Origin of the sequence: Streptomyces sp. F001 (assembly GCF_004187715.1) — a bacterium.
Taxonomy (GTDB): domain Bacteria; phylum Actinomycetota; class Actinomycetes; order Streptomycetales; family Streptomycetaceae; genus Streptomyces; species Streptomyces flavusporus.
This window is the reverse complement of record NZ_QZWF01000001.1, coordinates 1-19,756: the sequence shown is the minus strand read 5'-3', so window position 1 is coordinate 19,756 and position 19,756 is coordinate 1. Positions and strand designations below refer to the sequence as shown.

Genomic DNA, 19,756 nt, shown 5'->3' with positions numbered 1-19,756 from the left:
ACGGCTCCCTTCGGCGGGCGGCCGGTGCGCGGGATCATCCGACGGCTCCCTTCGGCGGGCGCCCGGTGCCGGGCGGGCCCGCGAAGGCCTGGGCGATGTCCAGCCAGCGGTCGGCGTCGGGACCCTCGGCGCGCAGGGCCAGGTCGGCGCGGTGGGCGCGCTGGGTGACCAGGAGGCAGAAGTCGAGGGCGGGGCCGGTGAGATGTTGCGGGGCGTCTTCGGGGCCGTACACCCACAACTCACCGGAGGGGCTGCGGAGTTCCACCCGGACGGGATCGGTGGGGGCCGGGAGCCCGTGCACGCCGAAGGCGAAGTCGCGGGTACGGACGCCGAGCCAGGCGATATGGCGGATGCGGTCGGTGGGGGCTCGGGTGACACCGAGGGCGTCCGCCACGTCCAGCCCGTGTGCCCAGGTCTCCATGAGGCGGGCGGTGGCGAGGGAAGCGGCCGACATCGGGGGGCCGTACCAGGGGAAGCGGGCGCCCTGCGGGGCCTTGCGGAGCGCCTCGTCCAGAGCGGTGCGGCCCTCGCGCCAGCGCGACAGCAGTTCGGCGGGCGGGAGTTGGGCGGCCTCCTCGGCACCCTGATCGACGAAGGTGTCGGGCGCGGCGAGGGCCTGTTCGACCAGGTCTCGGAAACCGTCCTCGTCCGTGACGGCGAGGAGCGCCGAGCGGTCGGTCCAGGCGAGGTGCGCGATCTGGTGGGCGATGGTCCAGCCGGGGGCGGGGGTCGGGAGCGTCCAGCGCTCCGGGCTCAACTCGGCCACCAGCCGGTCGAGTTCGTCGCTTTCCGCACGCAGGTCGTCGAGCACGGGCGTCGGGTCGGCCATGGGGCGAGCATGGCAGCGGCGCCAGAAACAATCAAGCGTGCTTGCATTGTTTTGATTTTCCACAAGCCGAGACCTCTCCGCTGCCGTGTGGCTACGCTCGGTGATGGGAGGTGGTGACCGTGCATATCCGCGAGCTCGATCCCAGTGCGTCACCGTTGGACTACTACGGCTATGAGCTACGACGCGCTCGGGAGGCGGCGGGGCTCACGCAGCGAGCGCTCGGGTCGATCGTCTTCTGCACGGGGTCACTGATCGGCCAGATCGAGACGACACTGAAGGTGCCGACGCGGGAGTTCTCGGAGCGGGTGGATGCGGCACTGGGGACCGACGGGACGTTCTCGAGGCTGGTCGGGCTGGTGTTGCGGAGCCAGTTGCCGAGCTGGTTTCAGCCGTTCGCCGAGCTGGAGTCGCGCACCACGAGTATCGCCACGTTCCAGGCCCAGGTCGTGTACGGGCTGCTCCAGACGCCGGACTACGCCCGGGCGGTGCTGCAAGCAGGCTGGGCGGACGGGCTCGACGAGCAGGTCGCGGCACGACTGGAGCGGCAGCGCATCCTCACGCGCGAGGCCCCGCCGTGGGTCTGGGTCGTGCTGGACGAAGTGGTACTGCACAGGCCGTTCGGCAGCGACAAGGTGATGCGGGAGCAACTGACCCACCTGTTGGACCTCCAGGGGCGTCGGCAGGTGCGAGTTCAGGTACTGCCCCTCGGCGTCGGCAACCACCCCGCGACAGCAGGCTCATTCACCGTTCTGCGCTTCGACAGCGACCCCGAGATCAGCTACTCCGAGAACTATGACAAGGGATACATGACAGCCAATCCCGACGTCGTCAGGGACTGTTCGCATCGTTACGATCATCTGCAGGCCGCAGCCCTCTCCATCGAGGACTCGGCGGCACTGATCGCCCGTGTCCGGGAGGAACGCTATGCAGAACAGCCAGAACCTGACGGGAGCGCAGTGGCGTAAGTCGTCGTACAGCGGAGGCACCGGCGGCGAGTGCGTCGAAGTCGCCCACCTCACCCCCCACACAGCCATCCGCGACTCCAAGAACCCCACCCACGGAGCCCTCACCGTCACCAGCGAGAGCTTCGCCCGGTTCATCTCCGCGACTGCCGCCGGCGTCTTCGGCTGACGTAAGAGTCGCTCCCCACGAGGGCCGTCCGCTTCTTTGAAGCGGACGGCCCTCAGTGCTTCCACCATAGCGTTCACCCGCATCTCATTGCAACGAACAATCGATCGAAGTTGCATTGACTCTCAAGTCATTGCAACGATTTCTCTGCCTTTACCTGCGTAAATACCATCAGCGCGCAATAGTCTGCTTGCCGAAACTATGAATGCAACGTAGCGTTTCCATTGTCAGAAACAGCGACGACAGCCACATCCCAGGAGCGCACCATGCAGACGTTCGACACCCCCTCCGCCATCTCCGCCGTTCTCGACATCCCCGCCGGCCGTATCCAGCTCATCGCCGCCGACCGGAACGACACCACCGTCGAGATCCGCCCCGCCAACCCGTCCAAGAACCGCGACGTGAAGGCGGCTGAGCAGGCCGAGGTCAGTTACGGCGACGGCGTCCTGCGTATCGGGGTCCCGGAGGCCAAGAACCGGTCCCTCGGCCCGACCGGGTCCATCGAGGTCACCGTCCAGCTGCCGGCAGGCTCCCGTGTCGAGGCCAAGGCCGCCGCCGCCGAACTGCGCGGCGTCGGACGACTCGGCGAGGTCACCTACGGCAGCTCGCAGGGCCCGGTCAAGCTCGACGAGGCCGCCGGCGCCCGGCTCACCCTCGCCGACGGCGACATCACCGTGGGGCGCCTGAACGGCCCCGCCGAGATCCGCACCCAGAGGGGCGACCTCCAGATCACCGAGGCCGCAGGCGGCACGGTCACCCTGCGCACCGAACAGGGCGACATCACCGTCGGCGCCGTGCGAGGCGTCTCCGCCTCCCTGGACGCCGGTACCGGATACGGCCGTATCAGCAACTCGCTCAAGAACAGTGACGGCGCGGGTCTCACCATCCACGCCACCACCGGCTACGGCGACATCACCGCCCGCAGCCTCTGAACGACGCCCCACCCGCCCTCAGGAAGGACGCCGCCATGAAGTCGCCGCTTTCACCTTCGACGAAGTCCGAGGCGGCGACTCAGGCCGGTCCCGGCCCGGTCGCCTCCTTCATACGGTTCGTGATCTTCGGGGGTGGCGTCGGGGCCCTCGCCGGCTTCGCCGTAGCACTGCTGGCCCTGGTGATGCCCTGGGTGGCCTCGAACGCGCTGGTCACCGTCGCCTCCACCCTGTTGTGCACCGAGCTCCACGCCCGCTACACCTTCGGCAAGGGCCGCCGTGCCGGATGGCGGGAGCACTGGCAGTCCGCAGGTTCGGCCACCGCCGCCTACCTGGCCACCAGCCTCGCCATCTCGGTTCTGCACCTGGTGCAGCCCGCCGCCGGGATGCTGACCGAGCAGATCGTCTACCTCAGCGCCTCCGGGCTCGCCGGGGTGGGCCGCTTCATCGTCCTGCGCCTCTACGTCTTTGCCACCCGCCGCGACCGGACCGCACGCCCCGCGAAGCAGCAAGGGCCGGTCACCGCGCCCGTCATGCTCGCTGCCTGATCAGAACCGGCTCAGGCCTCGGGTACCGCGCCCGGGGCCTTCGCCTTCCCCCGCCCCACCTGCGTCCGTACCGCTCCCATGCTCGCCGCGATGACGAGCGCGATCGCGGCGGCCTCCATGGCGGTGAGGGCCTGGTCGAGGACGAGGAAGCCGGCCGTCGCCGCGAGGGCCGGTTCCAGGCTCATCATGATGGCGAAGGTGGGGGCGGGCAGGCGGCGCAGCGCGAGGAGTTCGAGGGTGTAGGGGAGGACGGAGGAGAGAAGCGCCACCGACGCGCCCAGGCCGAGCGTCACCGGGTCGACGAGTTTCGCCCCGGACTCGGCGATGCCCAGCGGCAGGAACAGCAGGGCCCCCACCGCCATCGCCAGGGCGAGTCCGTCGGCCTGCGGGAAGCGGCGGCCCGTGCGGGCGCTGAAGACGATGTACGCCGCCCACATCGCGCCCGCGCCCAGCGCGAACGCCACCCCCACCGGGTCGAGGTCGCCGAAACCGCCGCCGCTGAGCAGGACGACACCGGCGAGGGCCAGCCCGGCCCACACCAGGTTGAGCGCCCGGCGTGACGCCAGGACGGACAGGGCGAGAGGGCCGAGGACCTCGAGAGTGACCGCGGGGCCGAGGGGGATGCGGGCGACCGACTGGTAGAAGAGGCCGTTCATCGCGGCCATCGTGATGCCGAAGACGATCACCGTGCCCCAGTCGGTACGGGAGTGACCACGCAGGCGCGGGCGGCAGACCAGCAGCAGGACCACCGCCGCCACCAGCAGCCGCAGCGCCACCACGCCGAGCGCACCGGCCCGCGGCATCAGGGTGACCGCCAGGGCGCCGCCGAACTGCACCGAGATCCCACCGGCGAGCACCAGTCCGACGGGACCGAGAGAGCCCCAGCGGCGTGCGGTGCCGTTCGCCGGCGCGGGTGCGGTCCGAACAGGGGTGGGCGAAGGCGTGGTGGTGGCGTCGGGGGTGCTCACGGGCGGTCCAGGGGCTCGGCTCGGGGTTCGTTCATCATGATGTACTGCCGAGTCCAGGGTAGTGGACTACGTCAGGTGTGTGAACCCATTATGGAACTGTCCCGGAGTCAGGGCCCGGACGCCTCCAACGCCTCCGCCAACACCTCGGCCAGGTGCTGCCCCCGCACCCCGGCCAGCTGCTCCAGCTGCGTCCGGCAGGAGTATCCGTCCGCAAGCACCGCCGTCTCCTCCCCCGCGCCCCGCACCGCCGGCAGCAACTGCTCCTCCGCGCACGCCACCGACACCTCGAAGTGCCCTTTCTCGAAACCGAAGTTGCCCGCGAGGCCACAGCAGCCACCGCTCAGTTCCCCGGAGAGCCCCGCGGCCTCGCGCAGTCGGCGGTCGGCCGCGTCCCCCAGCACGGCGTGCTGATGGCAGTGGGTCTGCCCCACCGCCGCCCGGTCGACCCGGGGTGGCCTCCAGCCGGGGGCGAGTCGCTCCAGGGCCTCCGCGAAGGTCAGGACGCGGTCGGCCAGGCGGCGGGCGCGCGGATCGTCGTACAGCAGCTCGGGGAGGTCCGCGCGGAGGGCGGCCGCGCAGCTGGGCTCGAGGACGACGACGGGGACGTCGGTCTCCAGCACCGGCTCCATCAGGTCGAGCGTGCGGCGCAGCACCGCACGGGCGCGGTCGAGCTGCCCGGTGGAGACGTACGTCAGCCCGCAGCAGACGCGGCCCCTGCCCCGCAGGAGGGACACCGGGTCGAGGGCGACCGTCACACCGTCCCCCACCGGCGCCCTCCTGAAGTGCACCGTCGGCGGCAGCGCCACCCGCAGCCCCGCCGCCTCCAGCACGCGTACGGCCGCCTGCCCCACGGACGGCGAGAGGTGCTCAGTGAAGGTGTCCGGCCACAGGATGACCAGGTCGCCGTCCACGGCCTTGTCCCGCCGCTCCCACCACCGGCTGAACGTCCGCGTCGCCAACCGCGGAATCTCCCGCTCCGGCGCGATCCCGCCGAGCCGCTTCGCCGCCCACGCGAGCGGCCGTACGGCGGCCAGGGCGTTGACCACCGGTGCCGTACGCGTGCGTGCCACCGCGCGCAGCCACACCGGCAGCCGGCCCATGCTGTAGTGCGCGGCCGGGCGCCGTCGGCCCTCGTAGTGGTGGTGCAGGAACTCCGCCTTGTACGTGGCCATGTCCACCTCGACCGGGCAGTCCGACCGGCAGCCCTTGCAGGACAGGCACAGGTCCAGCGCGTCCCGCACCTCCGTCGACCGCCAGCCGTCGGTCACCAGCTCCCCGGCGAGCATCTCGTGCAGCAGCCGGGCACGCCCGCGCGTGGAGTGCTCCTCCTCGCCGGTCACCCGGAAGGACGGGCACATGACAGCGGAGCCGGTCGCCGATGTCGTACGGCATTTGGCGACCCCGACGCACCGCCTTACCGCCGCCGCGAAGTCCCCGCCGTCGGCCGGATAGCCGAAGGCAACATCCACCGGCTCCCTGGGCAGGACAGCGAACCGGAGGTTGGCGTCCAGCGGCGCGGGGCTCACCAGCATCCCGGGGTTGAGCAGGTCGTCCGGGTCCCACACTCCCTTCGCCCGCTCGAACAGTCCGACCATCTCCTCGCCGTACATCTTCGGCAGCAGCTCCGCCCGCGCCTGCCCGTCCCCGTGCTCCCCGGACAACGAGCCGCCGTGCGCCACGACGACCTCGGCGAGCTCCTCCGAGAAGCGCCGGAAGCGGCCGATGCCCGCCTCCGTCAGCAGGTCGAAGTCGATACGGACGTGGATGCAGCCGTCCCCGAAGTGCCCGTACGGCGTGCCGCGCAGGCCGTGCGCGGACAGCAGCGCCCGGAAGTCCCGCAGATACGCCCCGAGCCGTTCCGGCGGCACCGCGCAGTCCTCCCAGCCTGGCCAGGCCTCGCTCTCGTCCGGCATACGCGTCGCCGTACCGCTCGCGTCCTCCCGTATCCGCCACAGCGCCCGCTGTCCGGCCGGATCGGTCACCACCGTCGAATCGACGACATCGGCCGCCCGCACGATCGCCTCCGCACGCGCGCGTGCCTCCGCCTCCGACTCCCCGCCGGTCTCCACGAACAGCCAGGCCCCGCCCTCGGGCAGCGCGGCCGGCGAGGGCACCAGGTCGGCGGCCATGCCTTCGACGGTCAGGGGGTGGTACGGCAGCAGCCCCGCCGCCGCCTCCGCCGCCGCGCTCTCGTCGGCGTACGCCAGCACGGCGAGCGCACGCACGCGTGGCGCCTCCACCAGCCGTACGACCGCCTCTGTCAGCACGCCCAGCGTGCCCTCCGAGCCGCAGAAGGAGCGGGCCACGTCGGCGCCCTTCTCGGGCAGCAGGGCGTCCAACGCGTACCCCGAGATACGGCGGGGCAGCTCGGGAAAGCCGGTCCGCAACCGCGCCAACTCCCCTCCGCCAAGGCCCGCAGCCGTCCGGAGCCCCGCCCAGCCCTTCCCGAGCCGCAACCGCTCCCCGCGCGCGGTGACCACCGACAGCTCCCGCACGCTGTCCGCAGTCGTCCCCCACGCCACCGAGTGCGAGCCGCACGAGTTGTTGCCGATCATGCCGCCCAGCGTGCAACGGCTGTGGGTGGAGGGATCAGGGCCGAAGCGCAGGCCGTGCGGGGCGGCGGCCTCCTGGAGGCGGTCCAGGACGAGCCCCGGCTGGACGACGGCGGTGTGCGCCTCGGGGTCCAGGGACACCAGCCGGTTCATGTGCCGGGTGAAGTCCAGCACCACGCCCGTGCCCGTGGCCTGCCCCGCGATCGACGTGCCCCCGCCCCGCGGCACCACCGGAACTCCGTGCTCCCGGCATACCGACAGCACCGCCGCCACGTCGTCGGCGTCACGCGGGGCGACGACGCCGAGCGGGACACGCCGGTAGTTGGACGCGTCCATGGTCGTCAACGCCCGAGAGGTGATGTCGAACCCCACGTCACCCCGGACAACGGCACGCAACTGCGCTTCGAGATCCGTCATACGTCCAGAATGCATCCGACGACTGACAGTGACGGGCCGGGCCGACGCCCACCGGGGGTTCAGCCCTTCACGGCGGAGCTGGCCACGCCCTCGACGAACCAGCGCTGGAAGAACGCGAAGACGATCAGCACGGGCAGCACCAGCAGCACACCGAAGGCGAGGATCTGGCCCCAGTCCGGGGGCTGCTGGCCCTGGAAGACGCTCATCTCCAGGGGGAGCGGACGCACCGACGGGTCGGACACCATCAGCACCGGCCACAGGAAGGATCCCCACTGGATGAGGAAGGTGAGGATCGCGACCGAGGCGAACACCGGCTTGGACATCGGCACGATGATCGCGAAGAAGGTGCGCCAGGGACCCGCGCCGTCCAGCCGGGCCGCCTCCTCGATGCTCGGCGGGATATTCCGGAAGAACGTGTGGAACTGGTAGATCGCGAAGGCGTTGGCCATGAACGGCAGCGCCTGGATGTAGATCGTGTTGCGCTGGCCGTTGAACATGTAGAACAGCGGCACCGCCACCGACTCGAACGGGATCAGCATCAGCAGCAGGACGAGGGCGAACACCGCGTTCCGGCCCCGCCACTTCAGCCGCGTGAGCCCGTACGCCGCCATCGAGTTGACGATCAGTCCGCCCGTGACGACCACGAAAGCGAGCAGCACCGACACGCCCATGAACTGCCAGAAGTAGCCGGTGCTGTCGGAGCTGAGGCTGTCGAGGACGGCGGCGTAGTTGTCGAAGGAGAGGTGGGTGGGCAGGAAGCCGGACAGGCCGTTCAGGATCTCGTCGGACGGCTTGAGGCTGCCGAGGAAGAGGTAGAGGGCGGGGAGGGCGAAGATGAACGCCAACACGCTCAGGACGGTGTAGTCGACGACGCGGCGCACGGGCGTACGGGTCATGGCCATGGGTCAGTCAGTCCTCGTTTTCGGGCCGGACGACGCGGCGCTGGACGATCGTCAGGGCGACGACGATCAGGAAGAACACCACCGTGATGGCCGAGGCCTGGCCGATGTTGTTCTGGTCGAAGGCCGTGGTGACGGCCTGGTACATCACCGTACGGGTAGCGTCCTCGTCCAGGCCGCCACCGCGGATGAGGATGTACACCTGGTCGAAGACCCGGAAGGACAGCACCGAGGTGAGCATCGCGACGAAGACGAGGGTGCCGCGGATGCCGGGCAGGGTGACGTGCCGGAACTGCTGCCAGCGCGAGGCCCGGTCCAGCTGGGCGGCCTCGTAGAGCTCGCCCGGGATCTGCTGGAGGCCGGCCAGCAGGATGACCATCTGGAAGCCGACGCCCTGCCACACCGACAGCACGATGATCGAGCCCATCGCGGTGAGGCTGTCGCCGAGCCAGTCGAAGGCACCCCAGTTGCCGAACGTCACCGCGTTCAGCAGGGAGTTGAGCATGCCCTGCTCACTGCGGGCGAGGATCAGCCGCCAGATCACGGCGACGAGGGCCATCGGGAAGACGACCGGCATGAAGAAGAAGGACCGGAACAGGCCGATGGCCTTCAGCTTGCGGTTGAGGAGGATCGCGAGCGCCAGTGCCAGACCCGTCTGCAGCGGTACGACGACCGCGGCGAACGTCAGGTTGTTCAGCAGCGCCCGCAGGAACGGGCCGGACAGGTCGGGGTCGGTGAACAGCCGCCGGTAGTGCTCCACGCCGAAGAAGGTGGGCTCCAGGGGCGAGCCGAGGCGGACGTTGTAGAAGGAGAGCACCACGGCATAGCCGAACGGGATGCCGACGAAGGCGATCAGCCCACCCACGGCCGGGGCGGACATCAGCAGTCCGTGCAGCCAGTCGCGGTTCCCGCGCGGCGGACGCGAGGGCTTCGCGGAGGGCGCGGACGAGGTGGCCTGCGCCCGGCCAGGGGCCGCGGCGTGCGCGGGTTCCACGGTTTTCACGGGAGGGTCCTCTTCCCGGCCGGGGGCGGGCGCGGTCGGCGACGTCGCCACGTCTACGTCGCCACGTCTACGTCGCCACGTTGCCGACGGCCCGCCCGGCCGATGCGTGCTGCGGGGTTACGGGATCTCGTAGCCGGCGTTGTCGGTGAAGTCCCGGTCGATGGCGCGGGCGGCCTTCTCCAGGGCTTCCTTCGGGTCACTGCCGCCGTAGATCGAGTTCAGGGCCTCGCTGAACTTGGCGGTGACCGTGGGGTACCCGGCGGTAATCGGGCGGGTGACGGCAACACAGGACTTGCTGATGTCGCTGTCACCGCACGCCTTGGCGAGCTGGTCGGCGAAGAGCTGGAGCGGGCCGCCCTGCTTGTACAGCTCGCTCTTGGCGAGTGCCGACTCGGTGGCGGGCACCGCGCCGTTGGCCTTCGTCATCGCGCCGACGTTGGTGTCGTTCAGGAGGTAGTCCAGGAAGGCGCCCGCGGCCTTGCCGTTCTTGCTGTTGGCACCGATGCCCCAGGCCCACGAACCCTGCCCGGTCTTGGGGCCGTTGCCGAAGTCCGGCAGCGGCAGGACGACGAGGTCGTCGCCGAGGGCCTCGCTGTAAGCGGGGTACATCCAGTGACCGACCCAGCTCAGCGCCACCTTGCTCTTGGCGAAGGCGTTGCCGTCGGTGTTGGGGTCGACGTACGGCTTCCAGGACTGGAAGGTCTTCAGCGCCGAGACGACGTCCGGGCTGTCGAGGGCGCCCGCGGCCTTGCCGTCCTTCAGGAGGGCGCCGCCGGCCGACCAGACGATCGGGGAGAGGCCGTAGGTGCCCCACTCGGTGGCCAGGCCGTTGCCCTCCTGGATGTCGAGGACCTTGCCGTCGGAGTCCTTGGCCTTCAGGGCCTTGAGTGCCTTGTCGAACTCCTCGGCCGTCCAGGCGTCGTCCAGGCTCGTCGGGTACTTCACTCCGGCCGCGTCCAGCAGCTTCTTGTTGCCGTACATGCCGAGACCGGAGTCGAACATGCCCAGGCCGTAGTGCTTGCCGTCGATCTCGCCCTGCGCCTTTATGGCGTCGGTGGCGTTGTCGAGGGTCTTGGCGGAGAGGTAGTCGTCCATCGGGGCGAGCTTGCTGTTGTAGACGAAGTTCGCCATGGTCGGGCCGTCGAACTCCAGCACGTCCGGCAGCTCGGAGGCGTCGGTGGCCGTGATGGTCTTGGTGTAGTCGTTCTCGGGGATCAGCTTCAGCTCGGCCTTGATGTCGCTCTGCGAGGAGTTGAAGGACTTCACCGCGTTCTGCAACGCGGCCGCCTCGCTGGTCTGGCCCTGGTGGGCCCAGATGCTGATGGTGCCCTTGCCGCTTCCCTCTTCGGCGGAGGTGTCGCTGCCGCCGCCTCCGCCACAGGCGGCCAGCGCGGCCAGGGGGAGGAGAGCCAGGGCTGTCAGGCCCGTGCGACGGTACCTTCTGGGGCCGGTGATCATGGTTGTGCCTCCGTGCGGGGTGTGCGGTGGGTGCGAGGAGTGCGGTGGGTGCGAGGAGTGTGGGGGTGCGAGGAGTGTGGGGGTGCGAGGAGTGTGGGGCCGGGGCTGAAGCGACCCTCCGGGGGCGTGCGGGAATCAAAGGACCCGGGGGCGGGGACAGGAGCTACCGCTGCCTCCGGGGGTTCGGCGGCGCGGTGGTCTCGCGGAGGATGAAGCGGATGGGCATCTCGACCGGGTGGGGCGGCCCGGCGTCCGGGTCGTCCAGCTGCGCCAGCAGCAGCCGGGCCGCCTCCTGGCCCTGGGCCGCGACCGGCTGGGCCACGGTGGTCAGCCCGACCACCTCGGACAGTTCATGATCGTCGAAGCCGACGACGGACACGTCCTCCGGAACCCTCAGCCGGTGCCGGCGCAGGGCGCGCAGGGCGCCCATCGCCATCTCGTCGGACTGGGCGAACACGGCGGTCGGCGGGTGGCGCAGGGCCAGCAGCTCGGTCATGGCCCGCTCGCCGCCCTCGACCGTGTAACCGCCGTCCGCCTCCAGGGCGGGATCGTGCTCGATCCCGGCGTCGGCCAGCACGTCCAGGTAGCCCTGCCGACGGTCGATCGGCGTCGTCCAGTGCAGCGGCTCGCTGGCCCCGGAGATCATGCCGATCCGCCGGTGGCCGAGGTTCACCAGATGCCGTACGGCGCTCTCCGCCCCGCCGCGGTCGTCGATGCCGACCACCATGAAGCCGGGCCTGGCGCCGCCGACCGTGGTCGCCAACGGCACGTCGAGCGACCGCAGGGCGGCGGCCTCCTCCGGGTCCGGGATCAGCAGCGACAGCACGGCGTCGACCCGCTTGCGGATCGGCAGCTTGGTGAAGAAACGCTTGCGTGCCTCCGGTGAGCCGAGGTTGTACAGCAGGACGTCGTAGCCGGCGGCACTGAAGACCTTCTCGGCCGCGTCCAGCACGGTGCCGAAGAACCAGCGGCCCACGTACGGGACGACGACCCCGATGGTGTAGGTGCGCCCGCCGGCCAGGCTGGAGGCCGAGCGCGAGGCGGTGTAGCCCAGTTCGGCGGCGGCCGCGACGATCCGTACCCGCATCTCCTCCGACACTCCGGGGCGGCCGCGCAGGGCGCGGGACACGGTGGACGCCGAGACCCCGGTGGCCTCGGCGACATCGGTGATGCTGACCGTCACGGGACGCTCCTTGATCGGGTGCACACCGCGTGAAGAGGTTCGAACGTCACATCGGCGTGAGGGGCGAGTGACGTGACCGTAAACCCGCCCACCCGGTTGCGCAAGCGTTTGCGTTCAGATTTACTTCGACCACCCCCCAAAGAATCTCTCACCAGCCAGAACCCAGCGCACACGTTTGAGTTGCTGCTGCGAGCAGACAGGACCTGTCCATGCGATACGCCCCGCCCGGCCTCTGCGTGAACGACTTCGACCTCCTGCGCGACGCGGAGGGCACGTACACCGTGCTGCATCTGCAGGGCCCGTGGACGACCGAGTTCGACCACCTGCGCATGGAGACGTCGTACGGCCGGGCCACCTCCGCCGACCTGGTCCACTGGGAGCCGCAGGGCACGGCCTTCGGCAACGGCCTGCCGGGCCGCTTCGACCAGCAGGCGGTGTGGACCATGCACATCGTCCCGCACGGCGCCGGCACGGCGATGTTCTACACGGGCGTCTCGGGGCTGACCCCGGGCGGCTGGCCGCTGCAGTCGGTGGGTCTGGCGTACTCCGACCGCACCGACGGCACCGGCTGGCGCCGTCACGGCACGGGGCCGGTCGTCGAGGCCGACGCGCGCTGGTACCGCACGGGTGAACGCATGGGCTGGCGCGACCCCTTCGTCGTGCGCGACGACGAGTCGGAGGGCTGGGTGATGGTGGTCTGCGCCGCCGACGCCTCCCTGCCGGTCGAGGTCAGCGGGTGTGTCGCCTGGGCCACCTCCGACGACCTGGAGCACTGGACCGTCCACCCGCCGCTCATCTCCCCCGGCGACATCGACGAGCTGGAGTGCCCGGTCCTCGAACGCCTCGACGACGGCAGCTGGCTGCTGCTCGGCTCCATCGGCGCCACGCGGGGCTTCGAGGCGTGGACCGCCCCGCGCCTGCGCGGCCCCTGGACCCGTCGCGGCCCTCTCGGCCCGACGGGTTCGTACGCCCCCCGCGTCATCGCCGCCCCCGACGGCTCCCGCGTCGTGCTGCACACCACCCCGCGCCGCGTCGGCCTCACCGACACCGGCGACCGCTGCCGCGGCATGCTCGCCCAGCCCAAGTCCCTTGTCGTACCGCAGGACTCGGCGCCCCGCCTGGAGTGGTGGCCGGGCCTGGACCACTGGCTCGGCGAGGAGACCTACGACGCTCCCCTGCACGCGGTCGGCGACGTCGGCATCTCCGGCCGCACCGAGATCACCCTGCGCACACTTGCCTCCGATGCCTCCGACGCGGACCGCCCCGCGCTCACGGTCGGCTGCGACGGCAAGAACCTCTGGGTGACCGGCCCTGACGGCGACCGGCTCGGCGAAACCCTCCTGCCGGAACCCGCCGCCTCGCTGCGCATCCTCACCATCGGCGAGTACGTCGAGGTCTACGCCGACGGCGTCTTCGCCCTCACCACCCTGTGCTACTCCGGCCGCCCAGCCCCGTGGGCGGCTTACGCCGAAGGCCTCCGCCACCCCGTTTCCGTCCGCCCGGTCCGCCTGCCCGACCCCCACCGAGACGACGCCTCGGCCGTCTGGCCAGGGCCGTCACCGCGCTGACCCACACCGAGGGCGGCTTCTCGCGCCGGTCCGGCTGGGTTCCCGCTGCTGCGGTGGCCGGCGGTCTCTCGGCTCCGGTCGCACGCCGTCCAGCCCGTCCGGCGTGCGGGGACGAGGCCCCTTCAGGGCCGAAGCGGGGGCCCGGGGGCGGCAGCCCCCGGGCCCCACGGCAGGCGAAACGCCGTCTCACCCGACGGACGAGGTTTCGCCCGGGTTTCCCGAAACGGCTAACCTCACTCCGTGGCTGAGATCCAGATTCCCGCTGACATCAAGCCCGCCGACGGACGTTTCGGCGCGGGCCCCTCCAAGGTGCGGACGGAAGCGCTGGACGCGCTGGCCGCCACCGGAACCTCCCTCCTCGGTACCTCCCACCGTCAGGCCCCGGTCAAGAACCTGGTCGGCCAGGTGCGCGAGGGCATCAGCGAGCTGTTCCAGCTCCCTGACGGTTACGAGGTCGTCCTCGGCAACGGCGGCTCGACGGCCTTCTGGGACATCGCGACGCACGGCCTGATCGAGAACAGGTCGCAGCACCTCACCTTCGGTGAGTTCAGCTCCAAGTTCGCCAAGGCCGCCAAGCTCGCCCCCTGGCTCGCCGAGCCGGACGTCATCTCCACCGACCCCGGCACGCACCCCGAGCCGGTCGCCGAGGCGGGCGTCGACGTCTACGCCTTCACCCACAACGAGACCTCCACCGGCGTCGCCATGCCGATCAAGCGCGTGGCGGGAGCCGACGAGGGCGCCCTGGTGCTCGTGGACGCCACCTCCGGCGCCGGCGGCCTCCCGGTCGACGTCGCCGAGACCGACGTCTACTACTTCGCCCCGCAGAAGTCCTTCGCCTCCGACGGCGGCCTGTGGATCGGCGTCTTCTCCCCGGCGGCGATCGAGCGTGCCGAGCGCGTTCACGCATCCGGCCGCCACATCCCGGAGTTCTTCTCGCTCCCCACGGCGATCGACAACTCCCGCAAGAACCAGACGTACAACACCCCGGCCCTCGCCACCCTCTTCCTGCTGAACCAGCAGCTTGAGTGGATCAACGGCCAGGGCGGCCTCGACTGGGCGGTCCGCCGTACGGCCACCTCCGCCCGCACGCTGTACGGCTGGGCCGAGGACATCAAGTACGCCAACCCGTTCGTCACCGACCCGGCCAAGCGCTCCCAGGTCATCGGCACGATCGACTTCACCGACGAGGTGGACGCCGCCGCCGTCGCCAAGGTCCTGCGCGCCAACGGCATCGTCGACACCGAGCCCTACCGCAAGCTCGGCCGCAACCAGCTCCGCGTGGCGATGTTCCCGGCGATCGAGCCGGCGGACGTCGACGCGCTGACGAAGTGCATCGACTACGTGATCGAGAAGCTGTAGCGGTTTCCCGTACGACGACGAGGGGCGCCCGGAACTCTCCGGGCGCCCCTCGTCGTTGAGCCGTCAGCGGCTGAGCTTCTGGAACCGTCAGCGGCTCAGCTTCTGGAACCGCCGGACGGCCAGCGGCAGGCTGCATCTCCTGGGGGCTGTGACATCAGCGGCTCCGCCGCGGGCCCCCAGACCCCCAGCCGAGTCAGCGGCTGAGCTTCTGAAAACGCCGCACCGCCAGCGGCAGGAAGATCACCGTCAGCACCACCGGCCACACCCCCGCCATCAGCAGCGCGTTCTGCTCGACCCAGGAGTCGCCGCCGCCGATCGGCGTCCCGAACAGCTCGCGCGTGGCCGCGGCCGTGGACGAGATCGGGTTCCAGGCCGCCACCCAGCCCAGCCAGTCGGGCATCAGCTGGGGCGCGACGAAGATGCTGGAGATCATCGTCAGCGGGAAGGCCACCGCGAACAGTCCGCCCGCCGCCTCCGGGTTGGGCACGATCAGTCCGAGCCACACCCCGATCCAGATGAGCGCGAACCGCAGCCACAGCAGCAGCCCGAACGCGGCGAGGAAGCCCCACCCCCCGTCCGGCCGCCAGCCCATGGCCAGCGCCGTCAGCATCATGATCCCCAACTCGGCGCAGGCGACGATCAGATCGGTCACCCCGCGCCCGGCGACCACCGCGGACGAGGCCATCGGCATCGAGCGGAACCGGTCGATGACGCCCTTGGTGGAGTCGTACACCACGACCGTGGCGGTGTTGATGAAGCCGAACGCCATGGTCATCACGAACATGCCCGGCATCAGGAAGTCCTGGTAGTCCCCGCCGCCGGGCACCTTCATCGCGCTGCCGAAGACATAGCCGTACAGCAGCACGGACAGGATCGGGAAGCCCAGCTGCCAGGCGATGTTGACGGGCTGGCGCTGGTAGTGGGTCAGGCCCCGCCGGACGATGTTCCAGCAGTCGGCGAGCAGCCAGTACGCACGCCCGCGCGCAGCCGGGCCGGTCAGGTCCACGGCGCTCATACGGCGGCCTCCTTCTCGGTGCGGTGTCCGGTCAGGCGCAGGAACACGTCGTCGAGGCTGGGCCTGCGCAGCCCGATGTCCTCGACGCGGACGCCCTCGTCCTGGAGCGTGCGGGCCACGTCCGTCAGCGCGGACACCCGGTCGGTGACCGGGGCGTGCACCCTCAACTCGGTCTCGTCGGCCTCGGGTTCGCCGTCCGAGACCCGGGCGACCGCCTTCACCACCCGGGGGATCTCGGACCGCTCGGCGACCACGACCTCGATACGGTCGCCGCCGACCCGGTTCTTCAGCCCGTCCGGGGTGTCGTCGGCGATGGCCCGCCCCTGGTCGATGACGGTGATGTGCGAGGCGAGCTTGTCGGCCTCCTCCAGGTACTGCGTGGTCAGCAGCACCGTCGTCCCACTCGCCACCAGCGCCCGCACCGACTCCCAGACCTCACCGCGGCTGCGGGGATCCAGCCCCGTCGTCGGCTCGTCGAGGAAGAGGACCGCCGGGGCCAGGATCATCGAGGCGGCGAGGTCGAGGCGGCGCCGCATGCCGCCGCTGTACTTGCCGACGCCCTTGTCGGCGGCGTCGGTCAGGTCGAACTGCTCCAGCAGCTCGGTGGCGCGCAGCTTGGCCCGCTTCCCACCCAGGTGGAACAGCCGGCCGAACATCTCCAGGTTCTGCCGCCCGGTGAGCACCTCGTCCACCGCCGCGTACTGCCCGGTGAGTCCGATCCTCGCCCGCACCTCGCGCGACTGCCGGACCACGTCGAGTCCGGCCACCGTCGCGCGCCCGCCGTCCAGCCGGACGAGCGTGGAGAGGATGCGTACGGCGGTGGTCTTGCCCGCCCCGTTCGGCCCGAGCAGTCCGTGTACGGTGCCCTCGCGCACGGCCAGGTCGAAGCCGTCGAGGGCGCGTTTCTCGCCGTAGCGCTTCTCCAGGCCCTCGGCCCGGACCGCGTATCCGTCCATGGTTGTCCCTTCCGATACCCGCACCAACCGAGTACACCGTACCCTATTTCGCGTACGACGTACTCAGTTTTTCTCCGGGGACATAAGCTGAGGTCATGACGAGTGGCAAGAGCGGCACCGGCGGGCGCACCGGCGCCACGGAGACCAGCGGCAGCGGCGACATCGTCCGCACCCTCGAACTCCTGTGGGACACCGGCCGACGGCCCAGTCGCGGTCCCAAACCCGGGCTGACCCTGGACCGGATCGTGGAAGCGGCCGTCCGGGTCGCGGACACGGAGGGCCTGGACGCCGTGTCCATGCGCCGTATCGCCGCCGAACTCGGCACCGGCGCGATGTCGCTGTACCGGTACGTCCCCGGCAAGGCCGAGCTGCTCGACCTGATGCTGGACCGCGTCCAGCGCCCCTCCGAGAACCCCGCCGACCTCGGCGACGGCACCTGGCGTTCCGCACTGGAGGCCCTGGGCCGCGCCACCCTCGCCCTCTACCGCCGCCACCCCTGGCTGCTCCACGTCAACCAGGCCCGCCCGATCCTCGGCCCCAGCGCCCTCGACGGCATGGAGAAGGTCCTCTCCCGCATCAAGCCCATGGGCCTGACCGACCCGGAGCTGGTCTCGGCGATCATCATGGTCGACTCGTACGTCGTCGGCGCCGCGCGCACCCAGGTGTACCAGGAGGAGGCCGAGCACCGGTCGGGCCTGACGGACGCGGAGTTCTGGCAGGCACAGGTGCCCGTCCTGGAGAAGGTCATGGCCACCGGCCGCTACCCGATCATGGCCTCCCTCGCGGACGGCACCTGGAGCGCCGACTTCGACCACTTCGAGTTCGGCCTGCAACGCATCCTCGACGGCCTCGAGGTGCTGGTCGCACAGCGGGGTGACGCTACGAGTTAGCCCTTGCGCCGCAGCACCCGGAAGCCGAGCAGGACGGCACAGGCGACGGCCACCGCGAGCGCCCCGGTCCGGGCCGAGAAGCCCCCGCCCTCGCCCTCGTCACCAGCGCTCGAACTCCCCTTGCCCGACGGCGACTTGGACTCGGAGAGCCCCCCGGGCACATCCTCCGGCTCCACCGAACTCCCCTCCCCCTCACTGCCGTACATGAGCTTCGTCCCGTCGGCGGAGTAGGTGACGGACTCCCCCTGCCCCAGGAACGGCACGCTGAGCCGCCCGGTCCGCTTGATCTGCCCGCCGTTCCAGTCGTACGCGATACCGCCGAAGTAGCTGCGTACGGCGAGTTGTTCGCCGTCCGGGGACAGCGCGGCGTCGGTGGCCTCCAGTTCGGGGACGGCGGCGATGGGCTTGAAGACGTTCGTTCCGGAGGAGGACAGCTTCGCCGGCCCCTCGTACAGGTGCCCGCCCTCCTCCTTCTTGTCGATGACGTAGACCCGCCCGGTCTTCGGATGCACGACGAGCGACTCGGCGTCGCGGGCGCCGTCGGAGTACTTCACGACGTACTGCGTGGCCCGCACGGTCCGGTCCTGGAGCTCCTCGGGCTCGGGCAGCTGGTAGATCCAGACGTGGTCCCAGGTGCCGCCGAGGTTGTCGCCGATGTCGCCGACGTAGATCTGGTTGCCGGGGCCGATCGAGACGGCCTCGACGTCCCGGGGCGTTCCGACGCCGGTCAGGGTGAGGGTGGCGACGGTCTCGCCGGTCGAGCTGTCCACGGCGTACAGATAGGCCCCGTCGTCGCTGTCGTTGTGGGTCCAGTAGATGCCCGGGTGCTGACGCGATGCAGCCAGCCCGCTGGACTCGGTGATACGCGGGTCCTTGATCGTGAACCCCTCGTCCCCGTCGGCGGCGAAGGCGGACGGCACGGCGAGTGCACCCGTGAGCAGGACAGCGGCGAGAACGGCGAAGGATCGGCGCATCCCCCAAGACTGCCACCCCGCACGCCTGTTCTGGGTGCGTGGCAGGCTTCACACCCCACCGGCCCCGCCGATCATCCATCATGAGCGGATGCTCAGGTTCATGCCCGTAGGCGACTCCATGACCATCGGCAGCGCGGGCGAACACACCTGGCGCTACCGGATGTGGCGCCACCTGTGCGCCACATCCGGCGGCCCGTTCACCCTCGTCGGCCCACGCGAGACGCTGTACGACAAGGCCGCCGACGCCCCCACCTCGTACGCCTACGCCGAACCGGACTTCCCCCGCTCCCACCTGGCCGGCTGGGGCGAGGGCTGGCTGCACATGGCACCGCTGATCGGCGACGCGATACGCGCAAGCCGCGCAGACGTACTCCTGGTCTCCCTCGGCCTGATCGACCTGGGCTTCTACACGAACGCGGAGCAGACGGCGGAGAACGTCCGCGCCTTCGTCACCGGGGCGCGGACGGGTAACGCACGCGTGCGGATGGTCGTCCTGCCGGTGATCCCGAACGTCCGCGCGATGTCGGATGCCCCCTTCGCCGCGCAGGTGACGTCCTTCAACGAACTCCTCGCGAAGACGGTGGCCGACCTGGACGAGCCCCGCTCCCCGCTGCTGCTGGCCTCGACACCGCCGTCGTACGACATCCACACGGACACGTACGACGGCACCCACCCCAACGCGAACGGCGAACACAAGATCGCGGCGGCGTTCGCGGACGCGATGTATCAGGGCTGGGACCTGGGCGGGCCGTACGAAGGCTGATCCGCGAGGGTACGAATTTCTTGGACCATGGCGTCGGCGCAGCCCCGCACGCCTTCCGGCGACGGCGCCTCCCGCTGAACCCCGAGATACTCGTCCCGCGCCCATGTCAGCGCCGGGCTCTGCTCGACCGGCAGTCGGCGAAGCACCCAGTCGGCGGCGGTGTCCTTGGAGCGGATGGCCCCGGTGGCGAGGGTGGTCCAGACGCGGGCGAGCGTGAGCAGGACGTTGCGCGTGTCGGAGTCCAGCTCGTCCATGAGCTGCGGCACTCCGGCGACGATGGCGCGGGTGAGGTCGGCGGGCGGGACAGGGTCGAGGAG

General features: G+C 70.6%; 19 protein-coding genes. 8 read left to right on the top strand and 11 right to left on the bottom strand.

All coding sequences use genetic code 11. The annotated features are described in order from the left end of the window. Positions 1-34 precede the first annotated feature (34 nt). A complete protein-coding gene (locus tag StrepF001_RS00095) occupies positions 35-829 on the bottom strand; it encodes a TIGR03084 family metal-binding protein (RefSeq protein ID WP_129796306.1) in 795 nt (264 codons plus the stop codon). 119 nt (positions 830-948) lie between these two features. Here StrepF001_RS00095 and StrepF001_RS00090 point away from each other — a divergent pair, with 119 nt between their 5' ends. The 4 genes from StrepF001_RS00090 to StrepF001_RS00075 all read left to right on the top strand — a co-directional run bounded on the left by StrepF001_RS00090 (position 949) and on the right by StrepF001_RS00075 (position 3,434). Further along, positions 949-1,794: a helix-turn-helix transcriptional regulator gene (locus StrepF001_RS00090; protein WP_129796305.1), complete on the top strand. Its 846-nt coding sequence runs from the start codon at positions 949-951 to the stop codon at positions 1,792-1,794. After that, positions 1,754-1,960: a DUF397 domain-containing protein gene (locus StrepF001_RS00085; protein WP_129796304.1), complete on the top strand. Its 207-nt coding sequence runs from the start codon at positions 1,754-1,756 to the stop codon at positions 1,958-1,960. The genes StrepF001_RS00090 and StrepF001_RS00085 overlap by 41 nt, the downstream gene beginning before the upstream one ends. 263 nt (positions 1,961-2,223) lie before the next feature. Then, on the top strand, positions 2,224-2,889 hold the full coding sequence (locus StrepF001_RS00080; protein ID WP_129796303.1) for a DUF4097 family beta strand repeat-containing protein: 666 nt from the start codon (positions 2,224-2,226) through the stop codon (positions 2,887-2,889). Positions 2,890-2,924: 35 nt separating this feature from the next. After that, positions 2,925-3,434, top strand: coding sequence for a GtrA family protein (locus StrepF001_RS00075; protein ID WP_129796302.1), 510 nt, complete (start codon positions 2,925-2,927; stop codon positions 3,432-3,434). A gap of 11 nt (positions 3,435-3,445) precedes the next feature. Here the strand turns inward: StrepF001_RS00075 and StrepF001_RS00070 are convergent, their stop codons facing one another. The 6 genes from StrepF001_RS00070 to StrepF001_RS00045 form a co-directional block, all read right to left on the bottom strand. After that, positions 3,446-4,402: an EamA family transporter gene (locus StrepF001_RS00070; RefSeq protein WP_129796301.1), complete on the bottom strand. Its 957-nt coding sequence runs from the start codon at positions 4,400-4,402 to the stop codon at positions 3,446-3,448. Positions 4,403-4,509: 107 nt separating this feature from the next. Further along, positions 4,510-7,371 carry an FAD-binding and (Fe-S)-binding domain-containing protein gene (locus StrepF001_RS00065; RefSeq protein WP_129796300.1) on the bottom strand — a complete coding sequence of 954 codons (2,862 nt, stop codon included), beginning with the start codon at positions 7,369-7,371 and terminating at the stop codon, positions 4,510-4,512. A gap of 59 nt (positions 7,372-7,430) precedes the next feature. Further along, the gene (locus StrepF001_RS00060; RefSeq protein ID WP_129796299.1) at positions 7,431-8,273 is read right to left on the bottom strand and encodes a carbohydrate ABC transporter permease; all 843 of its coding nucleotides are present in this window, start codon (positions 8,271-8,273) and stop codon (positions 7,431-7,433) included. A gap of 7 nt (positions 8,274-8,280) precedes the next feature. Next, positions 8,281-9,273 carry a sugar ABC transporter permease gene (locus tag StrepF001_RS00055; RefSeq protein ID WP_129796298.1) on the bottom strand — a complete coding sequence of 331 codons (993 nt, stop codon included), beginning with the start codon at positions 9,271-9,273 and terminating at the stop codon, positions 8,281-8,283. A 117-nt stretch (positions 9,274-9,390) separates the two neighbouring features. Continuing rightward, positions 9,391-10,731 (bottom strand): sugar ABC transporter substrate-binding protein, encoded by a 1,341-nt coding sequence (locus tag StrepF001_RS00050; protein WP_129796297.1) that lies wholly within the window; start codon positions 10,729-10,731, stop codon positions 9,391-9,393. Positions 10,732-10,894: 163 nt separating this feature from the next. Further along, a complete protein-coding gene (locus tag StrepF001_RS00045; protein WP_129796296.1) occupies positions 10,895-11,914 on the bottom strand; it encodes a LacI family DNA-binding transcriptional regulator in 1,020 nt (339 codons plus the stop codon). 209 nt (positions 11,915-12,123) lie between these two features. On the opposite strand from StrepF001_RS00045, the gene StrepF001_RS00040 reads away from it, so the two are divergent. Together StrepF001_RS00040 and serC are read left to right on the top strand one after the other, a co-directional pair. Beyond that, positions 12,124-13,482: a mucin-1 gene (locus StrepF001_RS00040; protein WP_129796295.1), complete on the top strand. Its 1,359-nt coding sequence runs from the start codon at positions 12,124-12,126 to the stop codon at positions 13,480-13,482. 240 nt (positions 13,483-13,722) lie between these two features. Continuing rightward, complete coding sequence (gene serC / locus StrepF001_RS00035) at positions 13,723-14,841, top strand: phosphoserine transaminase (protein WP_129796294.1); 1,119 nt, start codon at positions 13,723-13,725, stop codon at positions 14,839-14,841. A gap of 193 nt (positions 14,842-15,034) precedes the next feature. On the opposite strand, the gene StrepF001_RS00030 is transcribed toward serC, so the two are convergent. Beyond that, positions 15,035-15,856 (bottom strand): ABC transporter permease, encoded by an 822-nt coding sequence (locus StrepF001_RS00030; RefSeq protein ID WP_129796293.1) that lies wholly within the window; start codon positions 15,854-15,856, stop codon positions 15,035-15,037. Further along, the gene (locus StrepF001_RS00025) at positions 15,853-16,812 is read right to left on the bottom strand and encodes an ATP-binding cassette domain-containing protein (protein WP_129796292.1); all 960 of its coding nucleotides are present in this window, start codon (positions 16,810-16,812) and stop codon (positions 15,853-15,855) included. Before StrepF001_RS00025 ends, StrepF001_RS00030 begins: the two co-directional genes overlap by 4 nt. A 95-nt stretch (positions 16,813-16,907) precedes the next feature. Between StrepF001_RS00025 and StrepF001_RS00020 the strand changes: the two genes are divergently transcribed. Continuing rightward, a complete protein-coding gene (locus StrepF001_RS00020) occupies positions 16,908-17,702 on the top strand; it encodes a TetR/AcrR family transcriptional regulator (protein WP_129796291.1) in 795 nt (264 codons plus the stop codon). Here the strand turns inward: StrepF001_RS00020 and StrepF001_RS00015 are convergent. Then, on the bottom strand, positions 17,699-18,676 hold the full coding sequence (locus tag StrepF001_RS00015; RefSeq protein WP_129796290.1) for a WD40 repeat domain-containing protein: 978 nt from the start codon (positions 18,674-18,676) through the stop codon (positions 17,699-17,701). The two genes, StrepF001_RS00020 and StrepF001_RS00015, sit on opposite strands and share 4 nt — an antisense overlap. 88 nt (positions 18,677-18,764) lie before the next feature. Here StrepF001_RS00015 and StrepF001_RS00010 point away from each other — a divergent pair, with 88 nt between their 5' ends. Beyond that, positions 18,765-19,439 carry a GDSL-type esterase/lipase family protein gene (locus tag StrepF001_RS00010; protein WP_129796289.1) on the top strand — a complete coding sequence of 225 codons (675 nt, stop codon included), beginning with the start codon at positions 18,765-18,767 and terminating at the stop codon, positions 19,437-19,439. Here the strand turns inward: StrepF001_RS00010 and StrepF001_RS00005 are convergent. After that, the coding region (locus StrepF001_RS00005) for a DUF4111 domain-containing protein (protein ID WP_129796288.1) at positions 19,403-19,756 on the bottom strand (354 nt) is incomplete at its 5' end. The genes StrepF001_RS00010 and StrepF001_RS00005 overlap by 37 nt on opposite strands.

Excerpts from the sequence above, each read along its gene's own strand:
- StrepF001_RS00065 (WP_129796300.1), bottom strand. The coding sequence starts at position 7,371 with ATGACGGATCTCGAAGCGCAGTTGCGTGCCGTTGTCCGGGGTGACGTG.
- StrepF001_RS00030 (WP_129796293.1), bottom strand. The coding sequence starts at position 15,856 with ATGAGCGCCGTGGACCTGACCGGCCCGGCTGCGCGCGGGCGTGCGTAC.
- StrepF001_RS00020 (WP_129796291.1), top strand. The coding sequence starts at position 16,908 with ATGACGAGTGGCAAGAGCGGCACCGGCGGGCGCACCGGCGCCACGGAG.
- StrepF001_RS00015 (WP_129796290.1), bottom strand. The coding sequence starts at position 18,676 with ATGCGCCGATCCTTCGCCGTTCTCGCCGCTGTCCTGCTCACGGGTGCA.
- StrepF001_RS00025 (WP_129796292.1), bottom strand. The coding sequence starts at position 16,812 with ATGGACGGATACGCGGTCCGGGCCGAGGGCCTGGAGAAGCGCTACGGC.
- StrepF001_RS00060 (WP_129796299.1), bottom strand. The coding sequence starts at position 8,273 with ATGGCCATGACCCGTACGCCCGTGCGCCGCGTCGTCGACTACACCGTC.
- StrepF001_RS00080 (WP_129796303.1), top strand. The coding sequence starts at position 2,224 with ATGCAGACGTTCGACACCCCCTCCGCCATCTCCGCCGTTCTCGACATC.
- StrepF001_RS00010 (WP_129796289.1), top strand. The coding sequence starts at position 18,765 with ATGCTCAGGTTCATGCCCGTAGGCGACTCCATGACCATCGGCAGCGCG.
- StrepF001_RS00095 (WP_129796306.1), bottom strand. The coding sequence starts at position 829 with ATGGCCGACCCGACGCCCGTGCTCGACGACCTGCGTGCGGAAAGCGAC.
- StrepF001_RS00085 (WP_129796304.1), top strand. The coding sequence starts at position 1,754 with ATGCAGAACAGCCAGAACCTGACGGGAGCGCAGTGGCGTAAGTCGTCG.
- StrepF001_RS00050 (WP_129796297.1), bottom strand. The coding sequence starts at position 10,731 with ATGATCACCGGCCCCAGAAGGTACCGTCGCACGGGCCTGACAGCCCTG.
- StrepF001_RS00040 (WP_129796295.1), top strand. The coding sequence starts at position 12,124 with ATGCGATACGCCCCGCCCGGCCTCTGCGTGAACGACTTCGACCTCCTG.
- StrepF001_RS00075 (WP_129796302.1), top strand. The coding sequence starts at position 2,925 with ATGAAGTCGCCGCTTTCACCTTCGACGAAGTCCGAGGCGGCGACTCAG.